12 protein-coding genes and 2 pseudogenes are annotated in these 17,524 nt (G+C 65.8%); 4 read left to right on the top strand and 10 right to left on the bottom strand.

Annotated features, from left to right (window positions below; genetic code table 11):
* Positions 1 to 659: 659 nt before the first annotated feature.
* Complete coding sequence (locus ACNTAO_RS04085) at positions 660 to 2,033, bottom strand: ATP-binding protein (RefSeq protein WP_435160670.1); 1,374 nt, start codon at positions 2,031 to 2,033, stop codon at positions 660 to 662.
* A gap of 547 nt (positions 2,034 to 2,580) precedes the next feature.
* Here ACNTAO_RS04085 and ACNTAO_RS04080 point away from each other — a divergent pair.
* A pseudogene (locus ACNTAO_RS04080) lies at positions 2,581 to 2,736 on the top strand (antitoxin VapB family protein); the annotation flags it as partial.
* A gap of 74 nt (positions 2,737 to 2,810) precedes the next feature.
* Here the strand turns inward: ACNTAO_RS04080 and ACNTAO_RS04075 are convergent.
* The 6 genes from ACNTAO_RS04075 to glmM form a co-directional block, all read right to left on the bottom strand.
* Positions 2,811 to 3,260 carry a toxin-antitoxin system TumE family protein gene (locus ACNTAO_RS04075; RefSeq protein ID WP_435160669.1) on the bottom strand — a complete coding sequence of 150 codons (450 nt, stop codon included), beginning with the start codon at positions 3,258 to 3,260 and terminating at the stop codon, positions 2,811 to 2,813.
* Positions 3,261 to 3,788 carry a winged helix-turn-helix domain-containing protein gene (locus ACNTAO_RS04070; RefSeq protein WP_435160668.1) on the bottom strand — a complete coding sequence of 176 codons (528 nt, stop codon included), beginning with the start codon at positions 3,786 to 3,788 and terminating at the stop codon, positions 3,261 to 3,263. It lies immediately after the preceding gene.
* A 166-nt stretch (positions 3,789 to 3,954) separates the two neighbouring features.
* The gene (glmS, locus tag ACNTAO_RS04065; RefSeq protein ID WP_435160667.1) at positions 3,955 to 5,805 is read right to left on the bottom strand and encodes a glutamine--fructose-6-phosphate transaminase (isomerizing); all 1,851 of its coding nucleotides are present in this window, start codon (positions 5,803 to 5,805) and stop codon (positions 3,955 to 3,957) included.
* A 2-nt stretch (positions 5,806 to 5,807) separates the two neighbouring features.
* Entirely contained in the window at positions 5,808 to 7,013 is a 1,206-nt protein-coding gene (locus ACNTAO_RS04060) for a sugar phosphate nucleotidyltransferase (RefSeq protein WP_435160666.1), read from the bottom strand.
* Between the two features lie 116 nt (positions 7,014 to 7,129).
* Positions 7,130 to 8,335 carry a bifunctional sugar-1-phosphate nucleotidylyltransferase/acetyltransferase gene (glmU, locus tag ACNTAO_RS04055; protein WP_435160665.1) on the bottom strand — a complete coding sequence of 402 codons (1,206 nt, stop codon included), beginning with the start codon at positions 8,333 to 8,335 and terminating at the stop codon, positions 7,130 to 7,132.
* A gap of 64 nt (positions 8,336 to 8,399) precedes the next feature.
* Positions 8,400 to 9,722, bottom strand: a complete 1,323-nt coding sequence (glmM, locus tag ACNTAO_RS04050; protein WP_435160664.1) for a phosphoglucosamine mutase — start codon at positions 9,720 to 9,722, stop codon at positions 8,400 to 8,402.
* Between the two features lie 162 nt (positions 9,723 to 9,884).
* On the opposite strand from glmM, the gene ACNTAO_RS04045 reads away from it, so the two are divergent.
* A complete protein-coding gene (locus ACNTAO_RS04045; RefSeq protein WP_435160663.1) occupies positions 9,885 to 11,420 on the top strand; it encodes a flippase in 1,536 nt (511 codons plus the stop codon).
* A gap of 325 nt (positions 11,421 to 11,745) precedes the next feature.
* Here ACNTAO_RS04045 and ACNTAO_RS12475 read toward each other — a convergent pair.
* A pseudogene (locus ACNTAO_RS12475) lies at positions 11,746 to 11,862 on the bottom strand (DUF7120 family protein); the annotation flags it as partial.
* Between the two features lie 218 nt (positions 11,863 to 12,080).
* On the opposite strand from ACNTAO_RS12475, the gene ACNTAO_RS04040 reads away from it, so the two are divergent.
* Entirely contained in the window at positions 12,081 to 12,998 is a 918-nt protein-coding gene (locus tag ACNTAO_RS04040; protein WP_435160662.1) for an NAD-dependent epimerase/dehydratase family protein, read from the top strand.
* A gap of 522 nt (positions 12,999 to 13,520) precedes the next feature.
* Here ACNTAO_RS04040 and ACNTAO_RS04035 read toward each other — a convergent pair.
* On the bottom strand, positions 13,521 to 14,303 hold the full coding sequence (locus ACNTAO_RS04035; RefSeq protein WP_435160661.1) for a CBS pair associated ParBc domain-containing protein: 783 nt from the start codon (positions 14,301 to 14,303) through the stop codon (positions 13,521 to 13,523).
* Positions 14,304 to 14,431: 128 nt separating this feature from the next.
* Positions 14,432 to 16,807: an ATP-dependent protease LonB gene (gene lonB, locus ACNTAO_RS04030; RefSeq protein WP_435160660.1), complete on the bottom strand. Its 2,376-nt coding sequence runs from the start codon at positions 16,805 to 16,807 to the stop codon at positions 14,432 to 14,434.
* Between the two features lie 169 nt (positions 16,808 to 16,976).
* Between lonB and ACNTAO_RS04025 the strand changes: the two genes are divergently transcribed.
* Entirely contained in the window at positions 16,977 to 17,495 is a 519-nt protein-coding gene (locus tag ACNTAO_RS04025) for a nicotinamide-nucleotide adenylyltransferase (RefSeq protein WP_435160659.1), read from the top strand.
* The last annotated feature ends 29 nt before the right edge of the window (positions 17,496 to 17,524 follow it).

Genomic DNA, 17,524 nt, shown 5'->3' with positions numbered 1-17,524 from the left:
TGCCAGTGTCAGCATCCCAGACGCTTTCATCGTCTTCGAGGAAGGCTTGGCGGCGAGCGTAGTTCGTCTCGTTCCAGAGACTCGCAGAAGCATCCAACCATCGAACGAACACCTCACGCTCTTTGACAGAGCGAAGGCGGACATCGAACTGGTTGGCTCGCTTCATCGCACAATTCTACGAAATGTCCGTTGCTAAAAGTATGGATTAAGGTGGGAGACTCGGACTGGCTCTCGCTCGTGGTTCGTGTCGTGTGTTGTCGGATTCATCCCACGAGTAAAGTCGTGGGCTTTCTCCTTGGTTCTGTGTAACAAAGCGGTCTCCCTACACCCGGTCGACGACCCTTCTGCGGTGGCGCGCGCCTCACGAGGGTGCCGCAGGCGGACTCGCGAGCGCGCGCGAGGGATGAGCGAGGTGGCGAAGCCACCGAGCGAATCGGTTGGGGAGGGTGTGGCGGTAAGTGGTGCCCGGTTGTCGCAGCGTCGTCTCGGTCACAAAGCTGCTCCCACATACGTATAGAATCGGTTGGGGAGGGTGTGGCGGTAATTGATGCCCGGCTGTCGCAGCGTCGTTTCGTCCACATACTCGTTATCACAGACGTATAGAATCGGTTGGGGAGGGTGTGGTCCATTGTTATCGGGCGATTGTGACGTCGTGATGGTCAGTCAAACAGCGCAGCAAGTTCGGTGAGCCCGTACAGGTACACCTCAGGACGCTCGTCAGCGACTGTCTGTAGCTCGTCGGTGAATCCGGCACGCGAAAAGAGGGCGTATCTCACGTTCCGATCGTCTCCGTGCCACCGAACGGATGACGCAAGCGCTGTGAGATCATCGAATACTGCGCGACCAACCGGCGCGGACGTCCACTTGCATTCGCCGAGTAGAAGCGTGTCCGTGTGGTGGTTGAGTCCGACGACGTCGATCTCCTCGCCACTGTACCACCAGCGGCCGACCCGCGAGCAGGACACAGGAAACGCGGCCGTCTGAACCGCTTGCTGACACACGGCCTCGAAGGTTCGACTCGTGTGTGTCGGGAGCGTTTCGGCGATCGCCGCCCGGACGGGCTCTGTCCGCCCCTGCTCGAGTGTGCCCTGATTCGGTGCGACGTACCGGAACCAGAACCGGAGGAACTCATCTGTCAGTCGATACAGCCCACGACCGTCTGGGTCCGTGACTGGGTGTTCCTGCTCGAGAATCGCTAACTGTGTGAGGTTCTGGAGGTATCGTGAGAGGCTGCTTGCATCCGCACCGATCTCGTTGGCGATCTCGGTGACACGGGTTGCGCCACCGGCGATAGCTTCGAGGATTGCCATGTACGTTGCGGGCTCACGAAGTTCTTGTCGAAGCAAGAACTCCGGCTCCTCGTAGAGAAATGCGCCCTTCGAGAGCACTGCTTCCTCGATGTTTTCGAAGAGGCCTCGGTCAGTATCGAACTGTTCGAGATATGCGGGGACACCACCCAACACACTGTATATCTGGATCTGCGTCTGTATGTCGGTATTCGGGAAGAACGCACGAACGTCTGCAAACGACAGCGGAGTGAGCTTCCATTGTCCGGTTCTGCGACCGTACAGTGGGCTCTCGTAGCTCAATATACCCTCTTCCATCATCGAGATCGACGATCCACACAGCACGAGTGAGATCGCCGTCTCGGCGATGACATCGTCGACGATTGTCTGAAACACAGAGGGGATGGTGTCGTCATCGCTCACAAGATACGAGAACTCATCCAGTGCGATGATGCACGGTCCGTCAACACGGGCGGTGAGATACTGAAACGCCTCTACGAAGTCATCGACAGCCGGGTGAACATCATCGAACGCGTCGGCACACCGAGCCGCAAATCGCTGTGCGTTGTGACGCGACCCACGTTGATCACACAGGTAGTAGACCGACATCGCGTCCACATCCTCGAGTGCAGTCGTCACCAACGTGGTCTTCCCGACTCGACGTCGACCGTACAGGACCAGTAGCTGTCGTTGCTCCTGTGAGAGATGTGACGTGAGCCACGCCAGCTCATCCGTTCTGTTGATCATTATGCGTACGATAATATTATCGTGCACATAATACGTGTTTTGGCCCGACGACTTCGCTCACACGCCGGCATTCTACCGTGGCGCGCGCCTCGCGAGGGCGCCGCAGGCGGGCTCGCGAGCGCGTGCGAGGGATGAGCGAGGTGGCGAAGCCACCGAGCGAATCGGTTGGGGAGGGTGTGGCGGTAAGTGGTGCCCGGCTGTCGCAGCGTCGTCTCGTCCACATACCCACTACCACACACGCAGCGAATCGGTTGGGGAGGGAGTGGCCCAACGTGAGCCCGGAGGCCGTGCGGTCGTCTTACGGACGTATAAGCAGAAAGCCTCGCGCTTCAGCGCGGGGAGGATGTCAACCACACACTCACAACCCACGTGCGATACCGAATCGACCGAAGCGGCACCCCACTGTGTCACGTGTTCTGTGTCTAGACAAGGGTGTCCCGGTCTCTCAGCGTAGCCTTCAAACTGAGGTGTCACAGAGCCCTGCGCTGGCTAGACATCGCAGGCAGACAAAAGGTATAGGTATGTCAACATCCAACGTCAACGTAAAATGGGCACAGCCAACGAGCAGATTCGCGTCAGTGACGCGGTAAAGAGCGAAATCGAGCGGCGGCGGCGGGAGGGCGAGAGTTACAACGACGTCCTCGAACGAATGTTCTCGACCGACCGTGACCTCCTCGCCGGGTTCGGCCGGTGGTCAGATGAACGATATGACGGGCACGCTCCGTGAAGCCGCTACTGAACTCATCGACGAGGCCGCTCGCTTGACGTGATGCGTGCTCACCGTGACGACCATACTGTCTCGGTGCGTTGCTCTACGGCCGTGAGGATGGTGGAATACACCTCGAGCGGATGGAGCGACGGGAGTTCGAGGTCGATGATCTCGATGGCAGACGGCGGCTCGTGGAAGTGCAACCGGGTGTTGTGTGCGATTGGGTGCCGGTCCCAGTAACACTCCCAGCGGTCTCCGTCCTCGTGTCCTTCGATGTAGTGAATCGAGAAGTCGCCAGTCGTGAACCAGCGGACGTCGAGACGAGCAGTCGTCACTGCACCCGGGTATCGCCCAGCGTCCACCAGCCCACGAAGCAGTCGAGGTTCGTATGCATCCGGGTCGAACGCAGTCTCTGCGACGAGCGAATCTGACGACAGCTGTCGCTCCAGCAGGCGCAGTGTCTGTCTATCTGGTGGCCCCGTCGCGCGTGCGGTCGGGTCTTCCGGTGGCTGGCTCATCTAGGCCGGAATCAGGTGGCCGTCGTTCTGGGAGAGCTGACGAGCAAGTTCGTACAGTCGGATGTCCCGAATGACGCCCTGCCACTCGCTGACTGCGGTCATTCGCTCGTGGATGGTTTCGTGACTGTCGTGGTCAAACACGGTAACAGCCGTTGGATCCGTCGTCTCGAACTGCGCTTCGTATTCCGTTCGCTGGGCTTCGAGCGCCTCCACGCGGTCGATGATCTGTTCGATAGGGAGTTCGGCTGCGATTCGACTGGCGTCCTGCCATTCGAGATACCCCTCGTTCCGTTCGTATGTTGCCGGGCGGCTGTCTCTCTCGGCCCGCGCGATACCCATCTCTGTTAACCGATCGAGATGCTTTTTTGCGGCATTCGGAGAGCAGTCTGCACGCGCAGCGATCTCGGTGTAGGGAGTCGGAGCGGTAACGCCGAGGACGACGTCGTAGACGCGACCGAACGTGTCTGTCCCCATCTGCCACCGACGCTGCGTATCGTCGGACGTGGGAGCCGGATCGAACTCGGTCATACGTGCGTGTAGACGGCCACTCTCAATATATATTTGGGTTCTGCAAATATGTGTGCTGTCTCTGCGCTCAAGTCCGTGGCAGGGCAGATTGAGCAGCCGCCATCGGGTATGCTGTTTAATGTAACGCAGCTGAAAAACAACCGTGTGTCTCTGGAGAACGATCTCGTCACTCCACGGTCACACTTTTGGCCAGATTCCGCGGCTTGTCGATCGCCCGCCCCTTCGCATTCGCCACGTGATACGCGAACAGCTGGAGGTACACGTTCGCGACGAGCGGCTCGACCACGCCCACGTTCGGCACCGAAAACGACACGTCGAGCGTGCCGTACGCCTCGCCGGCCGACACACATCCGAGCGCCGGTGCCCCCCGTGTTTGTGCCTCGGTCACGTTGTTCATCGTCTCGCCGGCGTCCGCCCCCTCCGTCAACACCGCGAGCACGGGCGTCTCCGACGTCACGAGCGCCAACGGCCCGTGTTTGAGCTCCCCGGCGGTGAACCCCTCCGCGTGGTCGTAGGAGATCTCCTTGAGCTTTAACGCCCCTTCGAGCGCCACCGGCACGCCGAGTGCCCGCCCGATGAAAAAGAACGCCTCGCTGTCGCCGTACTCGCGAGCAGCCTCCCGCACCGCCTCTTCTTCGTCGAGTACCTGCTGGACCGCGCCGGGCAGTCCTCGCAAGTCCTCCAGCACCGAACGCGCGTCGGCCGCCCCGAGCGCGCCGCGGTCGCGACCGAACAACACCGCGAGCATCGCGAGCGTCGCGACCTGCGAGGCGAACGTCTTCGTCGCGGCCACCCCGATCTCCGGACCCGCGCGGATGTACGCCGTGGTGTCGGTCTCACGGGTGACCGTACTCCCGACCGTGTTCGTCACCGCGAGCGTCCGGGCTCCGGCGGCGTTCGCCCGCCGAACCGCGCCGAGCGTGTCCGCCGTCTCCCCGCTCTGGGTCACCGCGACGACGAGCGTCCGGTCTGGCGTCCGTCCCGCCCCGAACGCGTACTCGCTCGCGATCTCGACGGTCGCCCGCACGCCGGCGAACGTCTCGAACAGCTGGGCGGCGTACCGCCCCGCGTAGTACGACGTCCCGCAGGCGACGATCTGGATCTCCTCGACGTCTGCGAGCACCCCCGGCGGGAACGAGACGTCGAGGTCGACGTCACCCGACTCGACGTCTAACCGCCCGGCGAGCGTCTGCCGTAGCGACTCGGGCTGTTCGTGGATCTCCTTGCGCATGTAGTGGTCGTAGCCGCCCTTCTCGGCCGCGTCGGCCTCCCACTCGACCGTCTCGACGCCGCGGTCGACCGGCTCACCGCCGTGGAACACCTGCACTCGGCCGGCGTTGAGGGCGGCCACGTCGCCGTCTTCGAGGTACGTCACTTCGCGGGTGTGCTCGAGGAAGGCCGTCACGTCGCTCGCGACGAAAGAGGCGTCCGTTCCCCGCCCGATCACCAGCGGGCTTCCGCGCCGGGCGACGACGATGCGGTCGTCACCCTCACGAACCGCACAGATCGCGTAGCTGCCCGCCAGCTGGGTCTCCACCCGGCGGACCGCATCGAGCAAGTCGGCGTCCGGGTCGGTCGCCAGCGCGTCCTCGATGAGGTGCGGGATCACCTCGGTGTCGGTGTCGCTCGTGAACGTGTGCCCGGCGGCCTCGAGGTCGTTCTTCAGCGTCTCGTAGTTCTCGACGATCCCGTTGTGGACGACCGCGACGTCGCCGGCACAGTCGGTGTGCGGGTGTGCGTTCGCGTCCGTCGGCGGGCCGTGGGTGCTCCACCGGGTGTGCCCGATCCCGTGGGTCACCGCATCCAGCTCGGGCACGGCGAGCTCGTCGACCTGCCCCGACTGCTTTGCGACGGTGAGCCCGTCTGCCGTGTCGACCAGCGCGATACCTGCGGAGTCGTAGCCACGGTACTCTAGATTTGCCAATCCCTGGTGGACGACGTCTCCGACCGACGGTCCCGGCTCGCCATTCGCTTCGCGCGCGTCGACATCGCCGATGAGTCCGATGATTCCACACATGATTACCCCCTCCGGACGACCGCACCCGGCGCGACGCGTCCGTCGACCACGACCCCGGCCTCGGCCGCCACGTCGTCGCCGACTACGGCGCCGTCGGTGAGGGTAGCGCCCGCACCGATCGTCGCGTTGTCGCCGACGACCCCCGAGAGCGCGACATCGTGGTGAACGGCGTCGCCGACGACGACCGTCGCCGGCTCACCTGCGACCGTCGCATTGGGACCGATACGGGCGTTCCCGGCGACGATCGCACCGCGAACGACTGCGCCGGCGCCGATCACGGCGTCGGGAAACACCACCGCGTTCTCGACGACGGCCCCTGCTTCGACGGTGGCGTTGCGTCCGATCGCCGTCGCCCCACCGAGCGTTACGTTCGGGCCTACCCGAACCGTGTCCGCGAGGACGGCGTCGTCGGCGACCGACACGGAGTCCGCGTTCGCTCCCGTCGTCTCGGACGCCACTGCCTCGCCGACCGTACTCTCACCCGCCGCTTCGTCCGCACCGATGAGTGCGGCGTTCACCGCGAGCAGGTCCCAGAGGTTCGAGACGTCGAGCCACCGACCGTCGTACGAGACGGCGTAGACGCCCGCCGCCGACGCCACGTCGTTGAGCGTCGCGGTGATCGTCAGTTCGCCGGCAGTCGTCGTCTCGCGGATCGCCTCGAAGATGGCCGGCGAGAAGCCGTACACGCCGGCGTTGATACGGCCCGTCTCGACGGGCACGTCGGGTTTCTCGTCGATCGCGACGACCCGATCGCCCTCGAGGCTCACGACCCCGTACGCTTGCGGGTTATCGACCCGCGTGACAGCGACGGTCGGCGTCTCCCCGGACGCGGCGCGGTCACACACCGTAGTGACGATCGACGGGTCGACGATCCGGTCGCCGTTGACGACGACGAAGGGGCCGTTGACGGCGGGCTCGGCCTGCAACACGGCGTGGCCCGTGCCTAGCTGGGTCGATTGTTCGACATACTCGACGTCGATGCCCCACGCGTCGCCGTCGCCGAAGTGGTTCCGGATGCGCTCCTGGCGGTACCCCACGACGAAGACGACGTGGTCGATGCCGGCGGCGACGACGGCCTCGAGGACGTGCTCGAGCAACGGCCGGTTGGCGACCGGTACCATCGGTTTCGGCCGCCGATTCGTGAGTGGCTCGAGCCGGCGGCCCTCCCCTGCGGCGAGGATCACAGCAGAGACCGCAGCAGTTCCCATACCTCACGCTCACGAGCACCGGTGTTAAATCGTTCGCGGCACCGCCGCGGAGCAGCCGATCGATCACCGGCGCGTGCACCCGTCGACCCGCGGGAAGAATCGCCTGCCCACTCCACTCACTCGTTCATCCGGTCACGGCTCACGACGGCTCCCGGTGCGGTCCGTTCGCCGACACCGAGCCGAACGCCGGCGTTTATCGACGTGTTGATGCCAGTCTTCGCGCCGTCGCCGACGATCGCCCCGAGCTTTCGTCGACCGGTGTCGACGCGTGTGTCCTTGACGGTCAGCCTGACGGACGCGTCGTCGTGACGCAGATTCGCCACGTTCGTCCCCGCTCCGAAGTTGACGCCGCGACCGAGCACCGAGTCGCCCACGTACGACTGGTGGCCGACGGACGCGTCCCGCATCACCACCGTGTTTTTCACCTCGACTGCGTTCCCGACGCGGGCGTCGGGACCGACCACCGTCGCGCCGCGGACGTAGGCGTTCGGCCCGACGTCGGCTCCCGACCGAATCACTGCCGGTCCGTCGACATACGTCCCCGAGCGAAGCCGTGCACCCGGCTCGACGACGACCGGGCCGTGCACCTGCACGTTCGGCTCGACGGTCCCCTCGAGACGCGTCTCCTCGAGGGTGTCGAGCACCGTCTCCGTCGCGGTCAACAGCTCCCACGGTCGGCCGACGTCGAGCCACGTGCCGTCGTACGACGCCACCGAGACGGGCCGCCCGTCGTCGAGCAGCCGCGCGAGCGTCGTGGTGATCTCGTACTCGCCGCGGTCGCTCACGGGTGTTCGATCGATGTACTCGAACACGTCGGGCTCGAACGCGTAACAGCCGACGTTCGCCAGCGACGTGGGCGGGTCGGCGGGCTTCTCGACGATCCCCGCGAGCGTCCCATCGGGCGCCGTCGAGACGACGCCGTACGAGCGCGGGTCGGCGACCTCGGTGGCCGCGACGGCCGTCCCGCCCGCGTCTGCAAGCGCCCGCGGCAGCGACGGGTCGACCAACACGTCGCCGTTGAGCACGACGAACCGCTCGTCGACGACCGGGGCAGCCTGCCCGACCGCGTGGGCGGTTCCCTGCGGGTCGGCCTGCTCGACGAAGTGCACCGGCCGACCGCGGTAGCTGTCGCCGATCGCCTCGCGAATGTCTGCGCCTCGGTAGCCGGTCACGACCACGAAGGCGTCGACGACCGCTGCCGCGGCGTCGAGGACGCGTGCGAGCAGGGGCCTATCGCCGACCGGCAACAGCGGCTTCGGCCGACGGTCGGTGAGCGGTCGCATCCGTGTCCCTCGCCCCGCCGCGAGCACGACTCCGTACATGCTCGGAGTCGATGGACGGACGGGGTATAGCCGCTGCGGTCGCTGCAGTGGCCTCGCCCTTCTGTCACTCGTCGTCACGAGCACGGTCGACGAGCGCACGCGCCGTTTCGAACAGCTGCTCGGCGTCACGCTCGCTTCGCGCCTCGGCCGTGATCCGAACCAGCGGCTCCGTCCCACTCGCCCGCACGAGGAACCAGCCTGCGTCGGTCTCGACGCGACTCCCGTCGAGCGACGAGACGTCGTCGTACGTGTCGTTGGCGAGCGTGGCGACGCGCGCGACCACGTCCGCCTTCTCCGCGGTTCGGACCGACTCCCGGCGGATGGGGTACGACGGGAGGTCGTCGACGAGCGCGGCGAGCGACCCGCTGTCGGCCACCATGGCCGCCAGCCGACACGCCGCGAGCGGGCCGTCCGGACAGCGTGGCTCCCCCGGCCAGATCCACGCCCCGCTCGGCTCGCCGCCAAAACACACGTCGGCCGCTTCGGTACGTGCGGCGACGTGTGCGTCACCGACGCGCGTGTACGTCACCGTCGCCCCGACGGGGTCCAACGCGTCGGCGACGAGGAGACTGGTATCGACGGGAACCGCGACGCGGTCACCCCCACTCGCTGCCTGCCGGGCGAACAGGGCCAACAGCGCATCACCCGAGACGAACCGCCCCGTCTCGTCTATCGCCATCGTCCGGTCGGCGTCGCCGTCGTGTACGACGCCGAGCGCCGCGTCGGTGTTCGCGACGACCGCACAGGCGGTTTGACAGTGCTCGGCGGTCGGCTCGCTCGGCCGCCCCGGAAAGCGGCCGTCGCGCTGGCCGTCGAGTGTGTGCACGGTACACCCCGCCGTGTGGAGCGCGTCCGCGGTGACGCGCCCGACGCCGTTTCCGAGGTCGACGACGACCGACAGCGCCTCGGGGAGGTCGACCGCCTCGTGCAGCACGCGCTCGTGGTGGCGCCTCGCGTCACCGACGGTCTGGACGCTCCCGAGTGCGTCGTGGCTGGCAAACTCGAACGCCCCCTCGCGGACGACCGCCTCGATCCGATCGTTTGCCTCCTCACGGAACGCCTGACCGGCCCCCGTCCAGAGCTTGATCCCGTTATCTGGGGCCGGGTTGTGTGAGGCGGTGACTACGATTCCGGCGTCGGCGCCAGCGCGGACGACCGCGCGGGCGACCGTGGGCGTCGGTTCGACGCCAACGTCGAGCACGTTGGCACCGCACTCGGTGAGCCCGGCGATGAGTGCCCGCGTGAGCATCCGGCCGCTCTCTCTGGCGTCCCGGCCGACGACGACAGTGTCTGCGCCGTCGGTCGCGACCGCTCGACCGACGTCGAGCGCGAGATCCGCGGTGATCGTCTTGCCCACCCGCCCACGCACGCCACTCGTGCCGAACATACGCCGTCATCATCGCCGGCCGAAAAGACCGTTCGGATCCGCTCGACACCCGCCGCGACGAGTCTTACTGACTGCCACCTCCAGTCACCTCGCCTACCGCTCCACCCTCTGGGCCACCCACGGTTCACAAGACCTACGCTCTCACCACACCCACCACCCGATATGAGCCGCTCGCTCGAGGGATCCATCGAGAGACTCTTCGCCGGCGGTGGGCTGCTCTTTTCGGGCCTCGTGCTCGAGCTCGGCGTCTCCTTTCTCGCGAAGGCGGTCATCGCCCGCGTGCTCGGGCCGGTCGACTACGGGGCCGTCTCACTCGGCGTGACGACTCTTGGCCTCCTTTCGACGCTCGGCCTCCTCGGGCTCCACACCGGGGTCGCTCGTTACCTCCCGCGGTTCGACGACGATGCCGACCGGCGAGGCGTCCTCGTCTCTGCGTTCGAGATCGTCGTCCCCGTCGTTACGGCCATCGGGCTCCTCGTCGCCGGTCTCGCCGACCCGATCGCCACGCACGCCTTCGGTGACCCGGCCGTCGCCCCGTTCGTACGTATCTTCGGGCTCGCGATCCCCTTTGCGGCGCTCACCAAGCTCTCCGTCGGCGCGATCCAGGGGCTCCAGCAGGCGGCCCCCAAGGTCGTCGTCCAGAACGTCACCCCGCCCGTCACGCGCTTTCTCGCGGTCGCGGTCGCCGTCCTCGTCGGTGCGGGTGCCGTGGGCGTCGCCTCCGCGTACGCCCTCGCGTACGTCGCAGCCGCCCTCGTCGGTCTCGTGTTCGTCGTGCGGCGCACCCCGCTTTTCGCCTCGGTCAGCCCGACGCCGATGCGCCGTGACCTCGTGGCCTTCTCGGCTCCGCTCGTCGTGAGTGCAGCGATGGGCTTCGTGCTCACCGACCTCGACACGTTCATGCTCGGATACTTCGCGAGCACCGAGGCGGTCGGGGTGTACAACGTGGTCTACCCGATCGCCCAGCTGCTCACGGTCGCGCTCACCTCCTTCGGCTTCCTGTTCATGCCGATCATCTCCGAGCTCCACGCTGACGACGCCCCCGGCGAGATGCGCCGGATATACCAGGTCGTCACCAAGTGGGTGTTCGTCGCTACTCTCCCGGTGTTTCTGGTCGTTGCGCTCTTTTCGGACATGACCATCGCCGTGACGTTCGGGAGCGAGTATCGACCGGGCGCGACCGCGCTCACGCTGCTCGCGGTCGCGTACTTCACGCACGCCGTCGCCGGCCCGAACGCCAACACGCTCACCGCGATCGGACACACCCGCCTCGTGATGTGGGACTCCGTCGCGGTCGCGGTCGTGAACGCCCTCTTGAACCTACTCTTGATACCCACCTACGGCTACCTCGGGGCCGGCGTGGCGACCGCGGTCTCATACGTCACGCTCAATCTGTTGTACGCCACCCAGCTCTATCGGGCGACGGGCATCCACCCCTTCTCTCGGGGGCTCGTTCGACCGGGGGCCGTCGCGCTCACGCTCGTCGCGGTCGTCCACTGGGCGACCCGGACGTTCTTTCCTATCACCGTGCCCGTGCTCGTCGGCATGTTCATCGTCTTCCTGACCGCGTACGTCGTCGTCATCCTCCGGTTCGGCGGGATCGAATCCGAGGAGGTCGCGCTCGTGCTCAGCTTCGAGGAGCGGTTCGACGTCGACCTCGGTCCGCTGAAAGCGGTCGCTCGGTTCGTGATGGAGTGAGGTCGCTCACCACCTCGTCGATACGCACACTCCCAGTTCCCCACCCCCCAGCCACCCGGCCACCCCGCCACCCAGCTACCCACTCCGCGGTGGCGCGCGCCTCGCGAGGGCGCCGCAGGCGGACTCGCGAGCGCGTGCGAGGGATGAGCGAGTCGCCGCAGGCGACGAGCGAATCGGCTGGGGAGGGTGTGGCGGTAAGTGATGTCCGGATGTCGCAGCGTCGTCTCGCCCACATACTCGCTATCACATACGTATAGAATCGGTTGGGGAGGGTGTGGCCAATTGGTGCCCGGGCGCCGTCCGCCTCGAGTTCGTCGTCCCGGACTAATCCCTCCGAGAGCAGCTTTCGGACCGCCGTGCTCGTGTCGAGACGCTCCTCGTCGATGAACCGCTCAAGCTCCTCTTCCAGATCGTCGGGAACGCGCACGGAGGTCGATCCCATGCGTATACGTTGTATTTACTGTATACATAGGCTTCGGTGAAGCAGGTCGACCTGCCAGTTATCGTCTCTCGACGACGTCGCTCCCGCGTCCACCGTCGGTATGCGCAACCAGCGGCTCGCCATCGAGGACGACACAGTCGGCAATCGTGACTGGACGTGCCCGACCGCCGAACCTGCTGTATCAACACACCTTTGAGCGTATCCATTCCACCTCAAGTATGCAAAACAAGCGCGTCCTCGTCACGGGCGGCGCCGGATTCATCGGCTCAAATCTCGCGAACCGTCTCGCCGGCGACAACGACGTGATCGCCGTCGACGACACCTACCTCGGCACGCCCGAGAACCTCGACGACGCGGTCGACTTCTACGAGACCTCCGTCCTCGAAGACGACTACCCGGTCGACGTCGACGTCGTCTTTCACCTCGCCGCGCTCTCCTCACGGAACATGCACGAGGAGAACCCCCAGCGCGGCTGCCGGGTCAACGTCGAGGGGTTCATCAACACGGTCGAACGCGCCCGCAACGCAGGCTGTGACACCGTCGTCTACGCCTCCACCTCCTCGATTTACGGCAGCCGCACCGAGCCGTCGCCCGTCGAGATGGACGTCGAGGCCCACACGGCCTACGAGGCCTCCAAACTCGCCCGCGAGCGCTACGCCGAGTACTACGCGAACCACCACGACATGAACGTTGCCGGCCTGCGCTTTTTTTCCGTCTACCAAGGCTTCGGCGGCAACGAAGAACACAAAGGCGAGTACGCGAACACGGTCGCGCAGTTCGCCGACGCCATCGCGAACGGCGAGGCGCCAGAACTCTTTGGTGACGGCTCCCAAACGCGCGACTTCACGCACGTCTCGGACGTCGCCCGCGCCTGCGAGCTCGCCGCCGACCACGAGCTCACGGGCGTGTACAACGTCGGCACGGAAGAAGCATACAGCTTCAACGAGATGGTCGCCATGATCAACGACGCACTCGGCACCGACATCGATCCGGTGTACATCGAGTGTCCCTTCGACGGCTACGTCCACGACACGATGGCCGACTACGCACGCTTCCACGAGGCCACCGGCTGGGAGCCACAGATTAGCTTCGAAGACGGTGTCGAGCGGGTCTGTGAACCCTACGGCGACGAATAGAATCGCCGTGTACTCAACCGCTGATAGAGACGGCACCCACGCGAGGGCATTCAGCGGGGTTGCTTACCGGTGACCGTGGTGAGTGGACATCCGATACAGCTGGACAGCCCGTTGACGATTCCCTTTGCGGTGGCGCGCGCCTCGTGAGCGCGCCGGAGGCGGGCTCGCGAGCGCGTGCGAGGGATGAGCGAGTCGCCCGTGGGCGACGAGCGAATCGGCTGGGGAGGGTGTGGCTGTAACCGGTGTCCGGTGGTCGCGCGGTTGTGGTGGTTGCACTATCACCGTCACGCACGTATTGGAGGGTGTGGCGAATTGGTGTCCGGGTGTCGCGCGGTCGTGTTGGTTGCACTATCACCGTCACACACGTATTGGGAGGATGTCACCGCTGCCCGACACGTATGCTATCGCGCTCGCTCACGAGCGTGCGGCCACGCTCGTCGCGGGAGCAGCTGACGACTTCGAGAGCCGCCCCGTGACCGTCGAGGTGTGTCGGTCTCGCACCCACAGCGCGTGAGTACCCGCTCACTGGAGCCGCTTCGTCGTCTCGACGAGCGGGTGTCGCGCGTAGTCGACCACGTCGACGTCCTCGACGGATTCGAGCCCTTCCTTGCGAGCCGTCTCTGCCATCCCCAACTCGACGGGCGTCTCGGTGACGATGACGTACGCGTCCATCGACTCGATTCCCAGTTCGTGGGCGGCCATCACCCGATGGTGGCCGTCCGCGAGGTGTATCGTCCCGTCGTTGTCGATGACGACGAGCGGCTCGGCAAGCCCCCGCTCAAGTTCGTACTTCCGCCCCTCGAGCTCGTCGGCGTACACCCGACTCTGGGTCGGAATCAAGCTGGCGAGTGAGACCTCGCGTCGCTTCTCGACGAGCGGCACCCCGTGAATCTGCTCAAGCGTCCGCATCAGCTTGCCGACCTTGCCGGGCGTCGCGCGCTCGATCTGCGACCGGACGACGTCCGCGTTCGAGATGATCCCGACGAGGTTGTCGGCGTCGTCGACGACCGGCAGCTTCTGGATTCCGGACCGGAGGATCACCCGGGCGGCGTCGGTGACCCGCATCTCCGGGTGCGCGACGATGAGGTCCGTCGACATCACGGTGAACACCGCCGCGCCGTCGTCCGCGAGTAACAGGTCACCAGCCGAGACGAACCCCTCGACGGTCCGCCCCTCGGTGACGGGAAACCCCTTGTGACCGGTCGTGTCGACCATCTGCTGGGCGACAGTCGCGACCGTGTCGTCCGGACTCACCGTCTCGACGTCCCGCGTCATGTACTCGCCCACGGTCGGCTTGCCGGGCATGACACGCACTACGGCGGAATCGTACAAAAATCGTCGGCCGGTCTCGACTACGGTGAATCCGTGCCGAGCGAATCCGCGTCGCGGTCGACCCCGCGCCGCGGTCGACCGCACCGCGGCTGCCCTCGCGTCTACTGCGGACTCGGACTGGACGGGCTGGAGACGCCCTGTTCGTTGAGTGCCGACCCCGTGATCGACTTGAGCCGGTCGACGAGCGAGTCCTTCTCTGCTTCGCCCTCTAGCGCGATGTCGAGCACCTCGCTGATGTGTGCGACCGGAATCACCTCGATCATCTCCTCGTACTCTTCTTCGATCATCACGTCCTGTTCGTTCGCCTGCGGGATGATCACCCGGTCACAGCCGGCCTTCGCGGCCGCCTCGATCTTGTGGGTGACCCCGCCGACGGGGAGGACGTCACCGCGGACCGACAGCGAGCCCGTCATCGCGAGGCTCTGGTCGACGCCGACGTTCTCGAGCGCACTGATGACGGCGGTGGCGACCGTGATCGACGCCGAGTCGCCGTCGACGCCCTGCTGGCCGGTCTGGATGAACTGGATGTGGATGTCCTTCTCGGAGATGTTCTCGTCGGAGAACTTCTTGATGATAGCCGAGACGTTCTGGACGGACTCCTCGGCCATCTCCTTGAGCTGACCCGTGGCGATCACCTGTCCGCCGCCCTGCGTCGGCGTCACCTCGGCCATCACCGGCAGCATGATCCCGGAGTCTTCGCCCATCACGGCGAGACCGTTGACCCGGCCGGCGACGTAGCCGTCGGACACCTGTAGCTCGTAGTCCTTCCGGCGCTCGATGTAGTCGTCCGCCAGCTGCTGTTCGATGGAGCGCGAGCGCCCCTTCGCCTGCAGCACGTGCTCGCGGGTGGTGACGTCGGCGTCTTCGCCACGAGCGATGTCGCCGGCGACCCGCACGAGCCCACCGAGGTTCCGGAAGTGCAGCGTGAGGTGGCCTTTCCGCCCCGAGCGCCGCTTCGCCTCGAGGATGATCTCCTCGACGGCCTCCGCGGTGAACTCCGGTAGCCGGCCGTCCTTGGCGACTTCCTGTGCGATGAACCGGACGTACTGCCGGCGCATCTTCGGGGTGTCCTCGATGGTGTCTTCCATGTACACCTCGTACCCGTAGCCTTTGATTCGCGAGCGGAGCGCCGGGTGCATGTTCTCCATCGCGTCGAGGTTCCCGGCGGCGATCATGACGAAGTCCGTCGGGACGGGCTCGGTCTGGACCATCGCGCCCGAGGAGCGCTCGGACTGGCCCGTGATCGAGAACTCGCCCTCCTGGATCGCCGTCATGAGGTGCTGTTGGCTCCGGATGTCGAGGGTGTTGATCTCGTCGATGAACAACACGCCTTTGTTGGCCTTGTGGATAGCGCCGGCCTCGACGCGGTCGTGGCTCGGCGTCTCCATCCCGCCGGACTGGAACGGGTCGTGCCGGACGTCACCGAGGAGTGCGCCGGCGTGTGCACCCGTCGAGTCGTTGAACGGGGCTGACTTCGTGTCCGCGTTGTTCACCAACAAGTTCGGGATCATCGCGTCGGAGCCGCGGTTCAGGTAGCGGAAGACCAAGTAGACGACGCCGGCCGCGATGATGCCCACGAGGATCTGGCCGACGATGATGAGCGCGTAGCCCAACACCACGGCGATGATGATCCACATGAGAAGCGACCGCATCTGGTTGCGCTTGCGGGCCTCCTCTTTGTGGGCGTCGACGATCTGTTCACCCTTCCCGGCGGGCACCGTCCGCACCTTCGGCTTGTTGCCGTCGTCGGGGTTGTGATACACTAGGACGTCCTGCAGCTCCTCTTTCGGGAGGAGTTCGGACATCGCCTTCGCGAGCATCGACTTCCCGGTCCCGGGCGAGCCGATCATCATCACGTGACGGCGTTGTTTGGCCGCCTTGATGATCACGTCGCGGGCGTGTTCCTGGCCGATCACCTGGTCGACGAGCCGGTCGGGGATCGATATCTCGTCGGTCGTGTCGACGTTGAGTCCGCCGAGGAGGTCGTCCTCGTCGGGGTCCTCGTCGATCTCGGCTCCCTCGACCTCGACGGTGCTGCCGAGGTCCTCGATTCCGCCGTCGTCGGGCCCGTCGATACCGGCACCGACGCCGGCGTCACCGCCCTCGTCGCCGAGGTCATCGTCGATGGTGATGCCGTCGTCCCATTCGTCTCCATCGTCCCATTCGTCTCCGCCGTCCCACTCGGCTTCGTCGCCTCGCCCGTCGTCGCCTCGTCCGTCATCGTTGAGATCGTCGTCGGACTCGGCCGCGGCGATCGTCGGCTCGCGGAACCCGTCCTCGGTCGGGTCGGGTTCCGTGGCTCCGCCCTCGGTCGGGCCGGGCGCTGCGGTCTCGTCGTCGACCGCGGCGTGGTCGTCGTGGGAATCGTCGTCCCCATCCGGGGCTCGGACGTCCGCGTCCGACGCCGGCGACACGGAGTCGTCCGGCGGCGTGGCGTCCTCCTCCGGTGGGTCGTTCGTGTCCTTCTCGTTGCTCATAAACTCGGTAACCGTTAGCTCAACGGAAGGGTCGGCTACTGATATACTTTCTCCCCACGGAGATCGCATCCGAAACCCGTGAGGCGGCCGTTATCGGCGTGTACCGGCCGTGTTACTGCTCACGGCTGTCCCGGGGAGTTTATAAATGAAGCCCCCGCTACGTGAATCCATGCGGGGGTTCTACATCGGGCGGTTCCAGCCGTTCCACGACGGCCACCGATACATGGCCGAGGAGATCGCCGGCGAGGTCGACGAGCTGGTGTTGGGGATCGGCTCGGCCGGCGACTCACACACCACCCGGAACCCCTTCACCGCCGGCGAGCGCGTGATGATGGTCACGAAGGCCGTCGAGGACCTCGACGTCACCACCTACGTCGTCCCGATCGAAGACCTCGACCGCAACGCCGTCTGGGTGAGCCACGTCCGGAGCATGACTCCCCGCTTCGACGTCGCGTACTCGAACAATCCGCTCGTCGTCAGGCTCTTCGAGGAGGCCGGCGTCGAGGTCCGAGGGTCCCCCATGTTTCGCCGTGACGTCCTCGAAGGCGCAGAGCTCCGCGAGCGCATGATCCACGGCCGAGACTGGACGGACCTCGTCCCGACGACCGTCGTCGACGTCATCGAAGAGATCGACGGCGTCGAACGAATCCGCCGCATCGCCGAGACCGACACCACCACCGACCTGTGACAACCACCGACCCGTGACCACCACCGACC

This window comes from Halorubrum zhoui (assembly GCF_051194155.1).
In the GTDB taxonomy this organism is placed as follows: domain Archaea; phylum Halobacteriota; class Halobacteria; order Halobacteriales; family Haloferacaceae; genus Halorubrum.
This window is presented reverse-complemented; position numbering and strand designations above follow the sequence as displayed.

Bases quoted from the DNA above. Each gene is read 5' to 3' on its own strand.
- ACNTAO_RS04045 (WP_435160663.1), top strand. From the start codon at position 9,885: ATGAGCCGCTCGCTCGAGGGATCCATCGAGAGACTCTTCGCCGGCGGT.
- ACNTAO_RS04025 (WP_435160659.1), top strand. From the start codon at position 16,977: ATGCGGGGGTTCTACATCGGGCGGTTCCAGCCGTTCCACGACGGCCAC.
- ACNTAO_RS04070 (WP_435160668.1), bottom strand. From the start codon at position 3,788: ATGACCGAGTTCGATCCGGCTCCCACGTCCGACGATACGCAGCGTCGG.
- lonB (WP_435160660.1), bottom strand. From the start codon at position 16,807: ATGAGCAACGAGAAGGACACGAACGACCCACCGGAGGAGGACGCCACG.
- ACNTAO_RS04035 (WP_435160661.1), bottom strand. From the start codon at position 14,303: ATGCCCGGCAAGCCGACCGTGGGCGAGTACATGACGCGGGACGTCGAG.
- ACNTAO_RS04060 (WP_435160666.1), bottom strand. From the start codon at position 7,013: ATGGGAACTGCTGCGGTCTCTGCTGTGATCCTCGCCGCAGGGGAGGGC.
- ACNTAO_RS04040 (WP_435160662.1), top strand. From the start codon at position 12,081: ATGCAAAACAAGCGCGTCCTCGTCACGGGCGGCGCCGGATTCATCGGC.
- ACNTAO_RS04075 (WP_435160669.1), bottom strand. From the start codon at position 3,260: ATGAGCCAGCCACCGGAAGACCCGACCGCACGCGCGACGGGGCCACCA.
- glmS (WP_435160667.1), bottom strand. From the start codon at position 5,805: ATGTGTGGAATCATCGGACTCATCGGCGATGTCGACGCGCGCGAAGCG.
- ACNTAO_RS04085 (WP_435160670.1), bottom strand. From the start codon at position 2,033: ATGATCAACAGAACGGATGAGCTGGCGTGGCTCACGTCACATCTCTCA.
- glmM (WP_435160664.1), bottom strand. From the start codon at position 9,722: ATGTTCGGCACGAGTGGCGTGCGTGGGCGGGTGGGCAAGACGATCACC.
- glmU (WP_435160665.1), bottom strand. From the start codon at position 8,335: ATGTACGGAGTCGTGCTCGCGGCGGGGCGAGGGACACGGATGCGACCG.